The 15,654-nt window shown below is 61.9% G+C and carries 16 protein-coding genes, 1 tRNA gene and 1 pseudogene; 14 read left to right on the top strand and 4 right to left on the bottom strand.

What is annotated here, in order from left to right; translation table 11 throughout:
* On the bottom strand, positions 1 to 808 hold an 808-nt coding region (locus VW35_RS10860), incomplete at its 3' end, for a zinc-dependent alcohol dehydrogenase (protein ID WP_244465876.1).
* A 311-nt stretch (positions 809 to 1,119) separates the two neighbouring features.
* Between VW35_RS10860 and VW35_RS21010 the strand changes: the two genes are divergently transcribed.
* Genes VW35_RS21010 through VW35_RS10845 form a run of 3 tightly spaced genes read left to right on the top strand, consistent with a single transcriptional unit; the run spans position 1,120 to position 3,041 of the window.
* Positions 1,120 to 1,581 carry a heme-binding protein gene (locus VW35_RS21010; RefSeq protein WP_161796896.1) on the top strand — a complete coding sequence of 154 codons (462 nt, stop codon included), beginning with the start codon at positions 1,120 to 1,122 and terminating at the stop codon, positions 1,579 to 1,581.
* Between the two features lie 30 nt (positions 1,582 to 1,611).
* Positions 1,612 to 2,130, top strand: coding sequence for a cupin domain-containing protein (locus VW35_RS10850; protein WP_200896887.1), 519 nt, complete (start codon positions 1,612 to 1,614; stop codon positions 2,128 to 2,130).
* A gap of 11 nt (positions 2,131 to 2,141) precedes the next feature.
* On the top strand, positions 2,142 to 3,041 hold the full coding sequence (locus VW35_RS10845) for a TolB family protein (RefSeq protein ID WP_046143019.1): 900 nt from the start codon (positions 2,142 to 2,144) through the stop codon (positions 3,039 to 3,041).
* Between the two features lie 222 nt (positions 3,042 to 3,263).
* On the opposite strand, the gene VW35_RS20615 is transcribed toward VW35_RS10845, so the two are convergent.
* The gene (locus VW35_RS20615) at positions 3,264 to 6,218 is read right to left on the bottom strand and encodes a putative Ig domain-containing protein (RefSeq protein ID WP_052951656.1); all 2,955 of its coding nucleotides are present in this window, start codon (positions 6,216 to 6,218) and stop codon (positions 3,264 to 3,266) included.
* 192 nt (positions 6,219 to 6,410) lie between these two features.
* On the opposite strand from VW35_RS20615, the gene VW35_RS10835 reads away from it, so the two are divergent.
* Complete coding sequence (locus tag VW35_RS10835; RefSeq protein WP_052951655.1) at positions 6,411 to 7,286, top strand: hypothetical protein; 876 nt, start codon at positions 6,411 to 6,413, stop codon at positions 7,284 to 7,286.
* 93 nt (positions 7,287 to 7,379) lie between these two features.
* On the opposite strand, the pseudogene VW35_RS21005 reads toward VW35_RS10835, so the two are convergent.
* Together VW35_RS21005 and VW35_RS10825 are read right to left on the bottom strand one after the other, a co-directional pair.
* Positions 7,380 to 7,580, bottom strand: a pseudogene (locus tag VW35_RS21005) (XdhC family protein); the annotation flags it as partial.
* A gap of 127 nt (positions 7,581 to 7,707) precedes the next feature.
* Positions 7,708 to 7,797, bottom strand: a tRNA-Ser gene (locus VW35_RS10825).
* 204 nt (positions 7,798 to 8,001) lie between these two features.
* Between VW35_RS10825 and VW35_RS10820 the strand changes: the two genes are divergently transcribed.
* The 10 genes from VW35_RS10820 (at position 8,002) to VW35_RS10775 (ending at position 15,654) form a co-directional block, all read left to right on the top strand.
* Positions 8,002 to 8,781 (top strand): MBL fold metallo-hydrolase, encoded by a 780-nt coding sequence (locus VW35_RS10820; RefSeq protein ID WP_046143017.1) that lies wholly within the window; start codon positions 8,002 to 8,004, stop codon positions 8,779 to 8,781.
* 351 nt (positions 8,782 to 9,132) lie between these two features.
* Entirely contained in the window at positions 9,133 to 9,687 is a 555-nt protein-coding gene (gene rplU, locus VW35_RS10815) for a 50S ribosomal protein L21 (RefSeq protein ID WP_083982676.1), read from the top strand.
* 14 nt (positions 9,688 to 9,701) lie between these two features.
* Positions 9,702 to 9,968, top strand: coding sequence for a 50S ribosomal protein L27 (rpmA, locus tag VW35_RS10810; protein ID WP_046143016.1), 267 nt, complete (start codon positions 9,702 to 9,704; stop codon positions 9,966 to 9,968).
* A 118-nt stretch (positions 9,969 to 10,086) separates the two neighbouring features.
* On the top strand, positions 10,087 to 10,617 hold the full coding sequence (locus VW35_RS10805; protein ID WP_161796895.1) for a GNAT family N-acetyltransferase: 531 nt from the start codon (positions 10,087 to 10,089) through the stop codon (positions 10,615 to 10,617).
* Positions 10,614 to 11,141 carry a GNAT family N-acetyltransferase gene (locus VW35_RS10800; RefSeq protein ID WP_046143015.1) on the top strand — a complete coding sequence of 176 codons (528 nt, stop codon included), beginning with the start codon at positions 10,614 to 10,616 and terminating at the stop codon, positions 11,139 to 11,141. The genes VW35_RS10805 and VW35_RS10800 overlap by 4 nt, the downstream gene beginning before the upstream one ends.
* The gene (locus tag VW35_RS10795; protein WP_052951653.1) at positions 11,132 to 11,656 is read left to right on the top strand and encodes a GNAT family N-acetyltransferase; all 525 of its coding nucleotides are present in this window, start codon (positions 11,132 to 11,134) and stop codon (positions 11,654 to 11,656) included. The genes VW35_RS10800 and VW35_RS10795 overlap by 10 nt, the downstream gene beginning before the upstream one ends.
* Complete coding sequence (locus tag VW35_RS10790; RefSeq protein WP_046143014.1) at positions 11,653 to 12,192, top strand: GNAT family N-acetyltransferase; 540 nt, start codon at positions 11,653 to 11,655, stop codon at positions 12,190 to 12,192. The genes VW35_RS10795 and VW35_RS10790 overlap by 4 nt, the downstream gene beginning before the upstream one ends.
* On the top strand, positions 12,189 to 13,235 hold the full coding sequence (gene obgE / locus VW35_RS10785; RefSeq protein ID WP_046143013.1) for a GTPase ObgE: 1,047 nt from the start codon (positions 12,189 to 12,191) through the stop codon (positions 13,233 to 13,235). Before VW35_RS10790 ends, obgE begins: the two co-directional genes overlap by 4 nt.
* The gene (gene proB, locus VW35_RS10780) at positions 13,235 to 14,374 is read left to right on the top strand and encodes a glutamate 5-kinase (RefSeq protein WP_046143092.1); all 1,140 of its coding nucleotides are present in this window, start codon (positions 13,235 to 13,237) and stop codon (positions 14,372 to 14,374) included. The genes obgE and proB overlap by 1 nt, the downstream gene beginning before the upstream one ends.
* Positions 14,371 to 15,654 (top strand): glutamate-5-semialdehyde dehydrogenase, encoded by a 1,284-nt coding sequence (locus VW35_RS10775; RefSeq protein WP_046143012.1) that lies wholly within the window; start codon positions 14,371 to 14,373, stop codon positions 15,652 to 15,654. The genes proB and VW35_RS10775 overlap by 4 nt, the downstream gene beginning before the upstream one ends.

Raw genomic sequence — 15,654 nt, 5'->3', positions numbered from 1 at the left:
CGCGGTCCATCATGCGATCGCCTGCCTGGTCGTGGTTCCAGTGCCAGCAGCCAAAAATGTCGATGCCTTTTCCGGTGATGCGGTTGACCGGCAAGGCGCCGCTCCAGGTGACGAAGGCCAGCCGCCCGCGGGCCCGCACCAGTTCCAGGACGACCGGTGGCGCGGCGTCATTATTGCTGGTCTCGATCGCCGCATCCGCGCCATAGCTGCCGGTCAAGGCGCGGATTTCTTCGACAATGTCGGGCGCCCGCGGGTCGAGCACATGCTCGGCGCCAAGCGCTTTCGCCAGTTCGATCCGGAACGGGTTGAGTTCGAGCGCAATGACACGCGCGCCGATCGTCCGCGCATTGACGATGGCGCCAAGTCCGACCGCGCCACAGCCCGAAACGACGAGCGTGTCCGACGCCGAAATCCGCATGCGCTCCATCGCCGTAAAACTCGGGCCCAGGGCACATAGCGCCATGGCGGCGTGGTCGGTTTCGATATCGTCCGGAACCGGGTAAAGCAGGTAATCGGGCTTGATGAGATGATCGGCATAACCGCCCAGCCCGCAGCTCGATCCAGTCTCTGCCAGGATATTTCGCTGATCGGTGCAATGGATATGCTCGCCCGAAAGACAGGCCGGGCATTTGCCGCATCCCCAATGCGGCATGGCGATGACGCGATCGCCCACCTTGAAGCGGGTCGAGGCAGCGGCATCGATCACTCTGCCGACGGCTTCATGCCCCAGCTCATGGCCCTCCTTGCCGGCGCGCCAGGATTGCCACTCGGTGCACATGGGCGCGACGAGGATTTCGACCTTGACCACATCGCCCTTGGCCTGTGGGTCCGGATGCTCGGCAAGCTTTGCGTCGCGCAGGCCGGTGATTTCAACGCTTAGAATTTTCGGCTCCTCCTCAAAAACCGGGCGTTTTGGCCTGCCGTCAGACCCCGCCCCCCGCCGTACTGTCGCGCACGATCAATTCCGGATCGATCATGGTAACCCTCGGCTCCGGCATGTCGCCCCGCCGCAGACCAGCGTTGGCAATATGATGGCTCGATCGAGACGGCACCGGCAAAACAATCGAATGCATGGGCGGTAAAATGAACCGGACCCTCTGGTGACTAGACGCCTTCGGCGTGAAGACGGCGTATCGCCTGATATTGCAAGCAATCTGGATGCATTTCCATCAATTGAATGCGGTTGCCATCCGGATCTTCAAGCTAGGCCCGGCGGTTATCGTCAAAACCAGCCTTGGTTCGCTCAGAAGCGTGATCCCTGCCGCTTCGATACGCTCGCACGTTGCGTCGAGATCATCGATCGTCCAGCACCTACGGGTCGTGCCCTTGGTGTGCCAGCTCGCCGGCGCGGCGCCGATCCTGCCGCCGAACTCCGGCGCTTTGCCGGTCACATCGTCACCGGGCACGACAATCCGGGTGATTGGCGAGGATTTCGCAGCAAGCGCGGGCGGTGTACCAATTGCAGTCAGGGGTATCGGCGTTGTCGGTGCGGCTTCGGTGAGCGGCTTGCCCGATAAAGAAGACCATGGCCTTGTCGCCAATGCCTTGCGCCGGATCAGAACCACTCGGGGAGCACAATGATGGAAACCGAACTCCTTTGGTCAAAGCCGAATGGCTTCGTCCCCAATTCCCGCTTTCCGCTCCTCGTGCACCGCAGCGCCGTGCCTGGCGGCAGTGAAGACGCTGATCGCGCGCTTCCGCCAAAATGGCTGGCTCAACAACTGGCGCTATCCCGGCGTCTATACCTATGCCCATTTTCATTCGACCACCCACGAATGCCTCGGCTGCGCCCGCGGCTGGATGGATGTTGTCCTTTTCGATGATGGCGGGGTGCGCGTCCGTGTCGAGGCCGGTGACGTCATCGTCCTTCCCGCTGGCGTTTCCCACATCATGGTCGACCATTCGGACGACGTCATGATGGTCGGCGGCTACCCCGATGGCCGTGACTGGGACAATATCGAGGAAGCCCGGCTCGACGATGCCGGCTTCCGCGCCGCGGCCAAGCGCATCATGATGCTGCCGATTCCCACCCACGATCCTGCCACTGGCAATGCCATGCAGGAGTGGATCGACGCGCCGTCATCGGTCGAAGCCGGCCTTAACGATTTTCGCGACAATCTCGATAGCTGAAAGACCAGAGCATGAGCTATTCCTTCCCCCGCCGCGGCCGCACGCTTTCTCCCGGCCAGAAGGCCGTGCTCGAAGTCATCGACCTATACGGCGATCGCCGCACGGTCTTGACTGCCGACGAGGTCATCGAAGCCCCCAACTGGTCGCCCGACGGGCAATGGCTGGTCTTCAATGCCGGTGGCCAGCTGTTCCGGATCAGTCCCGAAGGCGGCAGCCCGGAGCACATCCCAACAAGTGGTCTCAACGATCTCAATAACGATCACGTCCTCTCGCCGGACGGGGCGACGATCTATGTCAGTTCCGATGATGGTCATCTCTACGCCGTGCCCTTCGATGGCGGTGAACCGCGCCGCGTTTCCAACGCGCACCCGACGCCGCATCACTATTATCTCCACGGCATTTCGCCCAATGGCGAAACCCTAACCTATGTGGCGGTTGAAGCGCCTCAAGGGCAACGTAAGGTTAACATTTTCACCATTCCCGCAGCCGGTGGACCCGACACCCGCCTCACCGACGTGACCGTGCCCAATGACGGCCCGGAATATTCCCCCGACGGTCGCTGGATCTATTTCAACTCCGAATTATCAGCCAAAAAACCCGGCCACGCACAGATTTTCCGCATGCAGCCGGATGGCACGGGCATTGAACAATTGACCTTCGACACCCGCGTCAACTGGTTCCCTCACATCTCACCCGATGGCCGCCATGTCGCCTTCCTGAGCTACCCCGAGGACACGATCGGCCACCCACCCGACAAGCACGTCCTGCTTCGCCTGATGACCCCCAGCGGCACCGAACAGACTGATCTTGCAGCTTTTTTCGGTGGACAGGGAACGATCAACGTCAATTCCTGGGCGCCTGACAGCAGGAGATTGGCTTTCGTTTCGTACCCACCTGCTCATCAGGATTGAAGAAGGAAAAAGGCGGCAACGCCATGCTCTCGAATTGCTGCGAGCGTGGTGGCGCGAGGGCCAGCAACCGGGTGTCATGCGGCCCATGGCTGGCTCCTTCTTAGGCGCTGAATGATCCGATCTCCTCGCGGCACGTGCATCGCGCAACTGCTCTCGCCGCGCACCTATTTTTCGCGTCATTCTCCAGTCCGATCAGCGCTATGCAATCGCCTACACCTGAGCCTACTTCATTGGCACTGCAAGGCGGCCAGAGACGCTTAGGACAGTCCCGGCATCATTGCCGATCCCATTAAGACCGATTGTAAGGCCAATATCAGCGCCGCGCGGCGAGGTAGCATTGACGCTGGCCCTGAGGCGCGCCTGACCATTTTCCAAACCAAGATTTGGGCTGAATTCGGCTGCCCCCTCGAGCCCCAGTCCCAAAGTCATCACAACCTCGCCCGCAACGAGGCGATAGGACACGGCAGGGCCGATCGCAATCTGGCCGACATGCATGGCAATGGAGGGTATGGCAATGTCCAGTGCGTCACGATAGGCATCGCTGGTCTCCGCGAAATAGCCAAGGCTGGCGCGCGGGGAGAAGGTCCAGGGGCCGGCAACCCATTGTCCTTCGAGGGCGGCGCTGAGAATCCAGCGCGTTGCTCCGAACCGGTCCTCGTAAGACCCGAGAGGATTGATGCTGTTGCTGGAACGTCCAAAGCCGGCCAGCACGTCCAGATAGAGATTTTCGTGCAGCCGCATGGTCGCATAGGGACCCGCCATCCAGCCAGCGCCGGAAGCAAATCCTGGCAACCCGGCCAGGCCTTGAACGGCGTGATCGAGTTGCACAAAACCGCCGACGAGAAGGTCGGTGGTGACGAGATAGTCCGCTCCCACGCTGCCCAGCACGAGCTGGCCGTCGCGGGCGGCATCAAGGCGCACAAAGGTCCCTTCCATCCAGATGTCGAACGGATTGGGATTTTCGAGGCCAATCGCACCCTCGATGGCACTGAGGCTGATGGACGACTGCAGCGCGCTTCCACGGGCAAGTGCCGGCAGATAGGTCATGAGCGCTGAGCCGATATCGCCCCGTGGCGCAATGCCATTCAGACGGTCGATGCGACGGTCCGAGCGCGGCTGGTTTGCAAGGATCAGCGAAGCCCGCGTTGCGAAGAAGTCTTCGATGAGCCCCGTAGTCTCCTCCCGGGAATTGAGGAACGTGAAGGTGCAGGTCAGGCTTTCGCCAGCATCGAGCGCAATGTTTGCGGAGCTTGTAGTGATGTCTCCGCTGCTGTCATTGTCGTCACAGCTGATGGCCGTCAGTGCTGTGCCAGCCCCGCTAAGGTCGTCTGCGGTTATCCGGAAGGAACCGGCGGGCAGGTTGATCGCGCCACTCTGACCCATGCCGCCTGTCGTTCCGACGGTGAGCGCGTTCAGCAAAGGCTCGGGTGAGCTAAAACCGAAAGTGCCGTCGACATTGGACCGCACGGCGACAACGAGCCGGCCGGTGGCGCCGACGCTCAGGCTATAGGCCTGCGTAGCGGAAAACGGGCCGACACCGATCGACCCATCCGTAGCCGTGACGGAAAAGTTGAAGCTTCCGGGCGCCGATGGCGTCCCGGACAGGGTTCCGGAGGTGGAGAGGGTCAACCCGGGCGGCAGGCTGCCCGCAGAGAGCGCGAAAGTGTAGGGCGCCGCGCCGCCACTGGCCGACAGCGTCTGGGAATAGAAGGATCCTGAATTGGCAGCCGGCAGGGTCGCGGGGGTCAAAGCTATCGTGGGGGCAGCAACGATCAGCGGGAAGTATTGCCCCACGGCATAGGGCGAGCCTGGGCCGGTGGTTGAATCTCTGGCAATGATGGTCACGAAGAACGAGCCTATCGCCGTCGGGGTGCCCGAAATAGTTCCGCCCGAGAAGGTCAAGCCGGCCGGCAGAGCGCCTGCATATATGGAATAGGTATAGGGCGCGGTCCCGCCGCCGGCGACCACCGTTTGCGAATAGGGCTGACCCGCCGTCGCCACCGGCAGGTCATCGGGCAACAAGGTGAAGTTCGGCGAATAGGTGACGATATTGTAGCTCTGTGCACCTGAATGAGGCCCTGTTCCACCGCTTGAATCCGTGGCCGTGACGGTGAAGGAATAGAGGTTGCTCTCGGTTGGCGTACCCGACAGGAGGCCGGAGGGGGATAACGTGACGCCTGGTGGCAGCGTGCCAGTGACGGTGTAGGTGTAAGGCGCAGTTCCCCCGCTTGCGGCAACGGCTGCCGAATAGGGAGCGCCAGCCCGCCCGTCCGGCAGACTTGCGGGTGAAAGGGCAACGGTGGGGGGCGCGACGTTGAGGCTATAGGTTTGGGAGCCAGTGATTGGGGTGCTAGCGGTCGAATCCTGGGCGGAGATAGTGAAGCTGAACGTGCCATCTTCCTTTGCCGTCCCCGAAATCGATCCATCGGGCCCAAGCACGAGCCCGACGGGAAGTGCGCCGGAATCGAGGCTGAAGGTGTAGGGAGCCGAGCCGCCGGACGCCGAAATCATCTGCGCATAGGGTTGACCGACGGTTGCATCGGGCAATGTTGGCGAGAGGATCACACTGGGGGCAGCGATCACCAGCGTCTGAGAAATCGACGCCGTGTGCGGGCCGTTTCCCGTGGTGGAATCCGTGACGATGACGGAAAATGTGTAGGATCCAGCGGCAAGCGGGGTGCCCGATAGCAATCCGGTCGGCGTCAAGGTGATACCGGAGGGCAATACGCCGGAAATAGAGAAACTATGGGGTGCGGTGCCACCGAAAGCCGACAGGCTCTGCGAATATGACGATCCGGCAGTTCCTGCGGGCAAGCTGGCCGGTGATATGGCGATCGTGGGTGCTCCGACAGTCAGAGTATAGCTGTTCGAATCCGTCGCTCCGACGAAGTCGGAAGCAAACACGCTGAAGTTGAATGTGCCACTTTCGGTTGGCGTCCCCGACAGAGCCGCGCCGGAGAATGTCATCCCGGCGGGAAGGGGGCCGGCAAGCGAGACAATGTAGGGCGGGGTGCCACCGAGGACGGAGAACACCTGATGATAGGGCGCGCCGGCCGTAGAATTGGGAAGGCTCGCTGGTGCCAGGGTAACCTGCGCCAGGGACGGCGCGACCACGAAAAGCCAAGCGAAAAGCAGAGGAATGAGACGGGCGAGAACAGCCCCGCCAATGCGCTTCACCCTCGCCCGGCATGGCACATCCCGAGACGGCTGAGAGGCTAGGCAGTATCTCGAAGCCGCTTTGGTCCCCCTTAGTCGTGCGATCATGAAATCACTCTATCAGCTTCGTCGGAAGGCACGCCTTGCGCCAAGGTTGATAGTTCTGGCCGGCCCGCTAAAGTGCTGCCACCCCAAACTTTGCCGATTTTGTCGATGAAGAGAACGCTTCCACCGGGCACGGCAAACGTCATGGAGGCGTCGGCAATCGTGGCCGATGCTCGCTTTCGCCAAAGCCTGGCGCAATATTGCGAGAAGATGGCCGAGCCCGCACCCGCAGGATGGCCCCTGCGCAAGCTGCTCAATCAACTTGAGCGCTACTACTCGGCCTATATGCTGATCGGGCAATATTACGGCTGGCGGAACCACGGCGCTGCCGTGCCCAATCTCTCGCGGTTACAGGCCATATCCGGCCAAAGTCCGCGACACACGGCCTCGTTCTGCAGGATGCTGCAAACGCGCAACCTCATCAGCATCGAAACACTCCAAGCCGACAGACGGCAGAAAGTCCTGCGGCCCGCCGAGCGCCTGATCCGCGAGGTTGGCCGGTCCTGCGCCGCGTTCGTTCAGGCCCACGACCTCGTCGCCGGGAGCGCTCTCGCGCTGCCATTCGAACAGGATGCCGGCATTTTGGGCGAGATGATCTTTCTTTCTTCGGCCCGGGTGCAAGGGGCAGGTACCGTTATTGCCGAGTTTCCAACGGTACTGCGATTGGCCGGTTACGATAGCGGCTATCCACTGCTGGCGGCCTTGATGCTCAGCCACTATCGACGTGCGGCTGGCAAGGAGGGGATATCTCTGACCCACGGCGCCCTTGCCGAGCGCTTCCAGGTTTCGGAGTCGCATGTGGGTAACGTGCTCGGCCATATGCGGCAGGTCCGAGCTCTGCTGGCATGCGGCCCCCAGGAATTCCGGGTGACGGAAGAGGTCGTTGACGAATTCGAGCATTGGTGTGCCGCCGAGATGGCGCACTATGCCGATCTGGCCCAAAGGGCCATGGCTTATCCCGAATCCTGTCCTCCACGAACTTAGTGCCCTCCGTGGCAACGCTCTGCGTCGCACCCGCCAGGTCAGGATCGATCGCGACTATGCAGTGTTGCGGGAGGCGATATCGGCGGTCCTGGGCACATCAATGCCACCGCCGCACGGCAGTTGAACGTCGATGAATTTCGAGCCGGTACCAAATCTGAGAATTTCGTCCTGTCCGGCGCTGATGGCGCGCATCGCCTCTGAGGCGACCGCAGCTTCGACGCATCCTCCCGAAACATATCCACAGTATCGGCCATCTTCGAGAACGGCCATCTGAGCGCCAAGTCCGCGTGACGCTGAGATGGGATCAGGTGCGGCGAACGATGGAAATGGCAGTGGAAGAAGTCCAAAATAAGCAAGGCCTAGCGTCTGCTTGCCCGGGAATACCAGGTTTTCTACGGCTTCAAGGATTTGGAAGGAAAACTGGCGGAGAGAGAGGGATTCGAACCCCCGATAGAGTTGCCCCTATGCCGCATTTCGAGTGCGGTGCATTCAACCGCTCTGCCATCTCTCCGCGAGATCGAAAAAGGAGCGCTAAAGCTCCCGGCCGGTCGATACGGGGCGGCTTATGGCATAGTGGGCGGAAGGCTGCAACACCTCTTCTTCTCCCGCCGTGCAGAAACGCACCCGCCGATAACAATCTCGTGCTGCGCGATCTTATCGAGACGAGCCTGCGTTGTGGTTCCGTCAAAGCTTGTCACATTTGAGGGAGAACTCCATGTTCACGCGCCGCTCCGTGGTTGCCGGTCTTGCCAGCTTGCCAATAGCCGGCTTCGCCGCCAAAGTCCTGGTTCCGACCCCTGCCACTGCTCAGGAAGCCGCCATGCCTGAAACTATCGCCACCAGCGAAGGCGATCTCGTCATCCATCCGGTCGAACATGCGAGCCTCGTGCTCGAATGGGGCGGCAAGGTCATTTATGTCGATCCCGTCGGCGGCGCCGCGCTTTATGAAAGCCTCCCCAAGCCGACCGCTATACTTATCACCCACGGCCATGGCGACCATTTCGACGTGCCGACGCTCGAAGCCATCGCCGGCTCTGTTCCGCTGCTCACCAATCAGGACGTCTTCGACAAACTTCCCGAAAGCCTCAAGGCCAATGCCAAATCAATTGCCAACGGCGAAGACGGTGAACTCGATGGCGTAAAGCTCAAGGCCATCGCCGCCCACAACACCACCGCCGACCGCATGAATTACCACCCCGTCGGCGTCGGCAATGGCTATGTTCTCACCCTCGGCGACAAGCAGGTCTATGTCGCCGGCGACACCGAGCCGACCGAGGAAATGCTGGCGCTCAAGGACATAGACGTCGCCTTCCTGCCCATGAACCTGCCCTATACCATGACGCCCGACCAGGCCGTCGAAGCCATCAACACCTTCAAGCCCGGCACCGTCTATCCCTACCATTACGGCGAGAGCGATCTCTCCCCGCTTGAAACCGGCGTCGGCGACCACACCGAAGTGCGCCTGCGCAACTGGTATCCCAACGGCCAGGGCTGACCCCTGCAAGCGCCGTCGAATACCGGAGCGTTCTCAGCAAAAGTGGACACCACTCTTGCGGTTCGAAAGCGCGACCAAATAAGGACCTGGAGCCGTTTTGCCGTATCGGAGAGAGGGCAGAACGGCTCGAGACGGCGCTTGACTCTTTGCCCCTTTTTCACGATAAGCCCCCGATCCCACGCGCACCGGTCCCACCTGTGCGCTGGTTTTGTTTGAAAACGCTGCTCGAGGCTGCCGGTCAGATAACTGACCTACATCCGTAAAAACCGCGAAAAAGCTGGCATGAAAGCTGCGGTGCCGCAGGGCGCGACAGAAAAGGGACCGGGCGCGAAAAAACGTTCGGTTGTGCATATGACTTTTGCAGTCATCAAGACGGGCGGCAAGCAGTATAAGGTTGCTGCCAATGACGTCCTCAAGATCGAAAAGCTCGACGCTGCCGTCGGCGACATCGTCACTTTCGACGAAGTCCTCATGGTTGGCGACGTGATTGGTGCTCCGCTGGTGGAAGGCGCACTCGTTGCTGCCGAGCTGGTCGAGACCAAGAAGCAGAAGACCGTCATCATCTTCAAGAAGCGCCGCCGCCACAATTCGCGTCGCCGCAACGGTCACCGCCAGCTGCTGACCACCGTCCGCATCACGGAAATCCTGACCGGCGGCGCCCAGCCGACGATCAAGGCTGCCGCCAAGAGCGAAGCCACCGATTCCGTGAGCGAAAAGGCCCCGGCCAAGAAGTCGGCCCCCAAGGCAGAAGATGCCACTTCGGAAACGACCGAAGCCAAGGCCGCGCCGAAGAAGGCTGCGCCCAAGAAGGCTGAGACCAAGGCCGCTGCCGCTGAAGGCGAAACGGCTGACAAGCCGAAGAAGGCCCCGGCCAAAAAGGCCGCTCCCAAGGCCGATCAGGAATAAGAGGAAGCTAGACCATGGCACATAAGAAAGCAGGCGGTTCATCCCGCAACGGTCGTGATACCGCTGGCCGTCGTCTCGGCGTGAAGAAGTTCGGTGGCGAAGCCGTCATCGCTGGCAACATCATCATCCGTCAACGCGGCACGCGCTGGGCCGTGGGCACCGGTGTTGGCCTGGGCAAGGATCACACGATCTATGCTCTGGTCGATGGCACCGTGGCGTTCCGCACCCGCGCGAACAATAAAGTACACGTGTCTGTCCTCCCGGCAGAGGCCGCCGAATAACCCGGCAGGCCTGACCAACCCGCCGGTGACCCAGTTCCCCGGCGGCGTTTGGCGACAAACCAGAACTGCAAAGGGGGACCGGTCAGCCGGTTCCCCTTTTCGCTTCTGGAGAAACATGATGACTGCCCTCAAGGACCGCCTGCCCGCGACGCTGACCACCGAGCGCCTGGTCTTGGCCACCCCCGCGATGGCTCATGTTCCTCAAATGGCGAAGCTGGCGAACAACAAACGCATTCATGAAGTGCTCTCGCGCCTGCCCCATCCTTACGGAAAAAAGGACGGCGAGCATTTCGTAATGGAGATTGCGCGGGGCGAGACCGAATTTGCCTGGTCGATCCTGCGCGACGGCGACTATGTCGGCACGATGGGGCTGCATCTTCTTCCCGGCGAGCTACCCGAGCTTGGCTATTGGCTTGGCGAACCCCATTGGGGCCAGGGCATCGCCACCGAAGCGGGCCGAGCCGTCGTCGACGCGGCGCGAGCGGCCGGGGCGGCGGCCCTCAGATCACGCACGCTCCTCTCCAATTCCGGTTCGCGCAATGTCCTCAAAAAGCTCGGTTTTACCGAGATCGGAGAATCGAAAGACAAGGACGGCACGCTCAAGGGCCAGGCTGTGATGCTCATGCGGCTGGAGTTTAGCGAGAGATGACCGAACTCCTGACCGATCGGCTGATCCTGCGCGCCCCGCGCCCGGAAGATGCCCCCTGCTACGCCCTTGGCGTCAGCGAATTCGCCGTCGCCAAATGGCTGACGCCGGTGCCCTGGCCCTATACGCTCACCATGGCGCGCGATTTTCTGCGCAACGCGCCCGTGCCGACGCCTGAAAAAGCCTTCTTCATCGTCGAGCATCGAACCAAGGGGCTGATCGGCTGCGTCACCCTCGTCAACGAACTCGGCTTCTGGATCGCCCGGCCTCATTGGCATCGCGGCTACGCGCTCGAGGCGGCCACCGCCCTGATCGACTGGCATTTCGGCGAGACTGAAAACGCATCGATCCGTTCAAGCGCACACCGAAACAACGTGGCTTCGCTGCGCCTCAAGGCAAGACTCGGCTTTGTGACGACGGGAAAAGATATGCGGTTTTCCCAGGCGCTGCAGCACAATGTCGAGCACGTCACGACCGAATTGACCCGCGCCGCCTGGAGCATGAGAAGGACCGATCTATGCGCCTGAGAGATGCGTTGCCCAGCGAAATCATCACGTCGCGCTTGCGCCTTCGCCAGCCCGTCATGAGCGACCTCGATGCCCTCGTCGAGGGCGTCAACAACTGGAAGGTGATCGAGCCGACGGCGAGCCTGCCATTCCCCTATCTGCCCGAGCACGGCATCGGGTTCATCGAACGGTTTTCCAGAAAGCCAGAGCAGCGGCCTTATGCCATCGCCCGGCAGGACGACGACCGGCTGATCGGCATCGTGGGGCTGAAATTCAGCGCCGAAAATCCGCCCGAGCTCGGCTACTGGATAGGCGAACCCCAATGGGGTCAGGGCTTTGCGCCCGAGGCAGTCACGGGCCTGCTCGCCGCAGCCGGTGACGCTGGCATGGAAATCATCCGCGCCCGCGTCCTCGCGTCCAATCCCGCCTCGCAGCGCGTCCTGGAAAAAACCGGCTTCGCCGTCATAGAACGCACCGAAAGCGTCGTCGAGCGACATCGCGGCAAGCCGCTTCTCGTTCTGGAGTGGCGCCGATGATCCTGCCCATCATCGAAACCGAACGCCTGATCCTGCGCGCCCCGCGCGCTCAGGATGCCGAGCCGATCGCACATTACCTCAACGATTTCGCCGTCTCCGGCAATCTTGCGCGCGTGCCGTTTCCATACCATCTCTCCGATGCCCGCGCCTGGCTCAGGACGCGTCATCCCGACACCATGGTCGATGACGCCAATTTCTGCATCGAGCTGAAAGGCGAAGGCTATGTGGGCCATATCGGCTTTCATCCAGCCCAGGATGGTCCGGTGATCGGCTACTGGCTCGGAAAGCCCTTTTGGGGTCGGGGGATCATGACCGAAGCGGCGATCGCGTGCCTTGATTGGTTCTTTGCGGTTTCTCGGGCGCCGGTCGTTTATTCCGGCGTCTTTCATTTCAACGGCGCCTCGCTGGCTATACAGCGGCGACTCGGCTTTGCCGAAACCGGGCGCTCCTGGCTGCTCTGCCTTGCGCGCGGCGTCGAGGTGGAGCATATCGACACACAATTGACGCTCGGCGTCTGGAAGGCACGACGCACATGAAATTTCTCGATCAAGCCAAGATCTACATCAAGTCCGGCGATGGCGGCGGTGGTGCCGTCAGTTTTCACCGTGAGAAATTCATCGAATTCGGCGGCCCCGATGGCGGCAATGGCGGGCGCGGCGGCGATGTCGTGGCGGTTTGCGCCGATGGACTCAATACGCTCATCGACTTCCGCTATGCTCAGCACTTTCGCGCGCCGACCGGCACCCACGGCATGGGCAAGAACCGCGCCGGCGCCAATGGCGAAGACATTATCCTGCGCGTGCCCAAGGGCACCCAGATCTTCGAGGAAGACCAGGAAACCCTGGTCGCCGATTTCACCGAAGTCGGCCAGCGCGTCGTATTGTTGAAAGGCGGCAATGGCGGCTTCGGCAACGCTTATTTCAAGACGTCGTCCAACCAGGCGCCACGCCACGCCAATCCCGGCCAGCCGGGCATCGAAAAAGGCATCTGGCTGCGCCTCAAACTGATCGCCGATGCCGGTCTCGTGGGCCAGCCCAATGCCGGCAAGTCGACCTTTCTCGCAGCCGTTTCCGCGGCAAAGCCCAAGATCGCCGATTACCCGTTCACAACGCTGCATCCCAATCTTGGCGTCGTCCGCGTCGGTGAGCGCGAATTCGTGCTTGCCGATATTCCCGGCCTCATCGAAGGAGCGAGCGAAGGCATCGGCATCGGCGATCGTTTCCTCGGCCATATCGAGCGCTGTGGCGTCCTCATCCACCTCATTGACGGCACAAATGAAGACGTGGCCCATGTCTATAAGGCTGTGCGCTATGAGCTTGCCGCCTATGCCGACATCCTTGCCGAAAAGCCCGAAATCGTTGTGCTCAATAAGGTCGACGCGCTGACCCCCGAAGAGCTCAAGGCCAAGATGAAGGCCCTCAAGAAAGTCAGCAAGGCCGATGTCCGCGCCATTTCCGGCGCCACCGGCGAAGGCGTCGAGCAGGTGCTCTACGATGTGCTCGCCATCATCGACGAAAGCCGCGCCGAGGAATTGGAAGTCGAGCGCAAGGCAACCACGGAAGAGAAGTGGACGCCCTGATGAGCGCCGACGCTCTCGCCCCCTATCGGCGCATCACCATAAAAATCGGCTCGGCCCTTCTCGTCGACAAATCCGGCAAGCTGCGCAAAGCCTGGCTCGATGATCTTGCCGAAGACATCGCCGCGCTCAAGGCCGAGGGCCGCGACATCGTCGTCGTCTCCTCGGGCGCGATTGCGCTCGGCCGGGGCCTTCTCGACCTTTCCGCCGTGTCGCTGACCCTCGAACAATCCCAGGCTGCTGCGAGCGCCGGGCAGATCGCGCTGTCCCAAGCCTGGGCCGAGGCACTTGGCCGCCATTCCATCGTCACCGGCCAGATCCTTATCACCCCCAACATCACCGAGGAGCGCCGCTACTATCTCAATGCGCGCACCACGGTGACGACCCTGCTCGGTCTCGGCGCCATCCCGATCTTCAACGAGAACGACAGCGTCGCCACCGCTGAAATCCGCTATGGCGACAATGATCGCCTTTCGGCCCGCGTTGCGACGATGATCGAGTCCGATTGCCTCGTCCTGCTTTCCGATATCGACGGTCTTTACACCGCTCCGCCGGCCAAGGACCCGAACGCCCAGCATATCCCGGTGGTTGAAGCCATAACCCCCGCCATCGAAGCCATGGCGGGCGGCGCGGCGAGCCATCTCTCGCGTGGCGGCATGACAACCAAGGTCGAAGCCGGCAAGATCGCGACCCTTGCCGGCACCGCCATGATCATCGCCAAGGGCACTGAAATGCATCCGCTCAAAACCCTGACCGAGGGCGGCCGCCACACGCTTTTCCACCCTGCCCGCTCCCGTGCCCAGGCGCGAAAGCGCTGGATTATGGGTACACTCACCGTCGCCGGCACCCTGCAGGTCGATGCCGGCGCGACCAGCGCCCTCAAGCAGGGCCGCTCACTCCTGCCCATCGGCGTCACCAAGGTGTCTGGAGATTTTGAGCGTGGCGACACCGTAGCCATCGTTGATCCAGACGGCCGCGAAATTGCCCGCGGCCTTGTCGGTCTCGACAGCGAGGACGCACGCCTTGCCATGGGCAAGCGCTCGAGCACGGTGGTCGAGCTTTTGGGGATCGGCAGCCGGACTGAACTGATCCACCGCGACAACCTGGTGCTGACCGCAGCCGTCGAGGAGATGAATTCATGAGCGTTGTTGAAATGGTCTCGAACGACATTCCCGCCCTGATGCTCGACATCGGCCGCAAGGCCCGCGCTGCTGCCTCAAAGCTTGCGACCGCCAGTGCCGAGCGCAAGCATGCTGCCCTTGTCGGCGCCGCACAGGCCGTCAGCGACCACCAGGCCGAAATCCTCGCCGCCAATGCGCTCGACATGGAAAACGCACGCCAGAAGGGCATGACCCACGCCTTCCAGGATCGCCTGTTCCTAACCGAAGCGCGCCTCAACGGCATTGTCGATGCGCTGCGCACCATTGCCGAACTGCCCGATCCCGTCGGCGCCGTCATTTCCGAATGGGACCGCCCCAACGGCCTCCATATCGAGCGCGTCCGCACCCCACTCGGCGTCATCGGCGTCATCTATGAAAGCCGCCCCAACGTCACGGCCGACGCCGGCGCGCTCTGCCTCAAATCAGGCAATGCCGTCATCCTGCGCGGCGGCAGCGACAGCGCGCATTCCTCCCGCGCGCTCGTCGATTGCCTCCGCCTCGGCCTCAAGCAGGCCGGCCTCCCCGAAGATGGCGTCCAGCTCGTTCCCACGACCGACCGCGCCGCCGTCGGCGAAATGCTCAAGGGACTTTCCGGCAATATCGACGTCATCGTCCCGCGTGGCGGCAAATCGCTCGTCGCCCGCGTCCAGTCCGAAGCCCGCGTGCCGGTCTTTGCCCACCTCGAGGGGCTCGTCCACGTCTATATCGATCGCTCGGCCGATCTCGAAAAGGCCGTCGCCATCACGCTCAATTCCAAGATGCGCCGCACCGGTATTTGCGGGGCCGCCGAGACCCTGCTCGTCCACAAGGAAGTCGTCTCGACCCACCTCAAACCCATCATCGATGCGCTGGTGGCAAAGGGCTGCGAAATCCGCGGCGACGCCACCGTCCAGTCCCTCATCGCCCAAGCCAAGCCGGCGACCGAAGAGGATTGGAAGACCGAATACGAGGACGCGATCATCTCGGTCAAAATCGTCGACAGCCTCGAAGCCGCCATCGCCCACGTGGAACATTATTCGAGCCACCACACCGAAGCGATCATCGCCGAGGACCCCGCTGCGGTCGAAAAATTCTTCAGCGAGATCGACTCGGCAATTCTCGTCCACAATGCCTCCACCCAGTTCGCCGATGGCGGCGAGTTCGGTTTCGGCGGCGAAATCGGCATCGCGACCGGCAAGATGCACGCGCGCGGCCCCGTCGGCGTCGAGCAGCTGACTTCCTTTAAATACCGCGTTCGCGGCTCTGGCCAGCTTCGACCCTGA

The organism is Devosia soli, from assembly GCF_000970455.1.
Lineage (GTDB): Bacteria > Pseudomonadota > Alphaproteobacteria > Rhizobiales > Devosiaceae > Devosia > Devosia soli.
The sequence above is the reverse complement of the archived record's forward strand: the minus strand, read 5'-3'. Positions and strand labels throughout refer to the sequence as shown.

Excerpts from the sequence above, each read along its gene's own strand:
- rplU (WP_083982676.1), top strand. The coding sequence starts at position 9,133 with ATGACTTTTGCAGTCATCAAGACGGGCGGCAAGCAGTATAAGGTTGCT.
- VW35_RS10835 (WP_052951655.1), top strand. The coding sequence starts at position 6,411 with ATGAAGAGAACGCTTCCACCGGGCACGGCAAACGTCATGGAGGCGTCG.
- VW35_RS10800 (WP_046143015.1), top strand. The coding sequence starts at position 10,614 with ATGACCGAACTCCTGACCGATCGGCTGATCCTGCGCGCCCCGCGCCCG.
- proB (WP_046143092.1), top strand. The coding sequence starts at position 13,235 with ATGAGCGCCGACGCTCTCGCCCCCTATCGGCGCATCACCATAAAAATC.
- rpmA (WP_046143016.1), top strand. The coding sequence starts at position 9,702 with ATGGCACATAAGAAAGCAGGCGGTTCATCCCGCAACGGTCGTGATACC.
- VW35_RS10775 (WP_046143012.1), top strand. The coding sequence starts at position 14,371 with ATGAGCGTTGTTGAAATGGTCTCGAACGACATTCCCGCCCTGATGCTC.
- VW35_RS10805 (WP_161796895.1), top strand. The coding sequence starts at position 10,087 with ATGACTGCCCTCAAGGACCGCCTGCCCGCGACGCTGACCACCGAGCGC.
- VW35_RS10795 (WP_052951653.1), top strand. The coding sequence starts at position 11,132 with ATGCGCCTGAGAGATGCGTTGCCCAGCGAAATCATCACGTCGCGCTTG.
- VW35_RS10845 (WP_046143019.1), top strand. The coding sequence starts at position 2,142 with ATGAGCTATTCCTTCCCCCGCCGCGGCCGCACGCTTTCTCCCGGCCAG.
- VW35_RS10820 (WP_046143017.1), top strand. The coding sequence starts at position 8,002 with ATGTTCACGCGCCGCTCCGTGGTTGCCGGTCTTGCCAGCTTGCCAATA.
- VW35_RS10790 (WP_046143014.1), top strand. The coding sequence starts at position 11,653 with ATGATCCTGCCCATCATCGAAACCGAACGCCTGATCCTGCGCGCCCCG.
- VW35_RS10850 (WP_200896887.1), top strand. The coding sequence starts at position 1,612 with ATGGCTTCGTCCCCAATTCCCGCTTTCCGCTCCTCGTGCACCGCAGCG.
- obgE (WP_046143013.1), top strand. The coding sequence starts at position 12,189 with ATGAAATTTCTCGATCAAGCCAAGATCTACATCAAGTCCGGCGATGGC.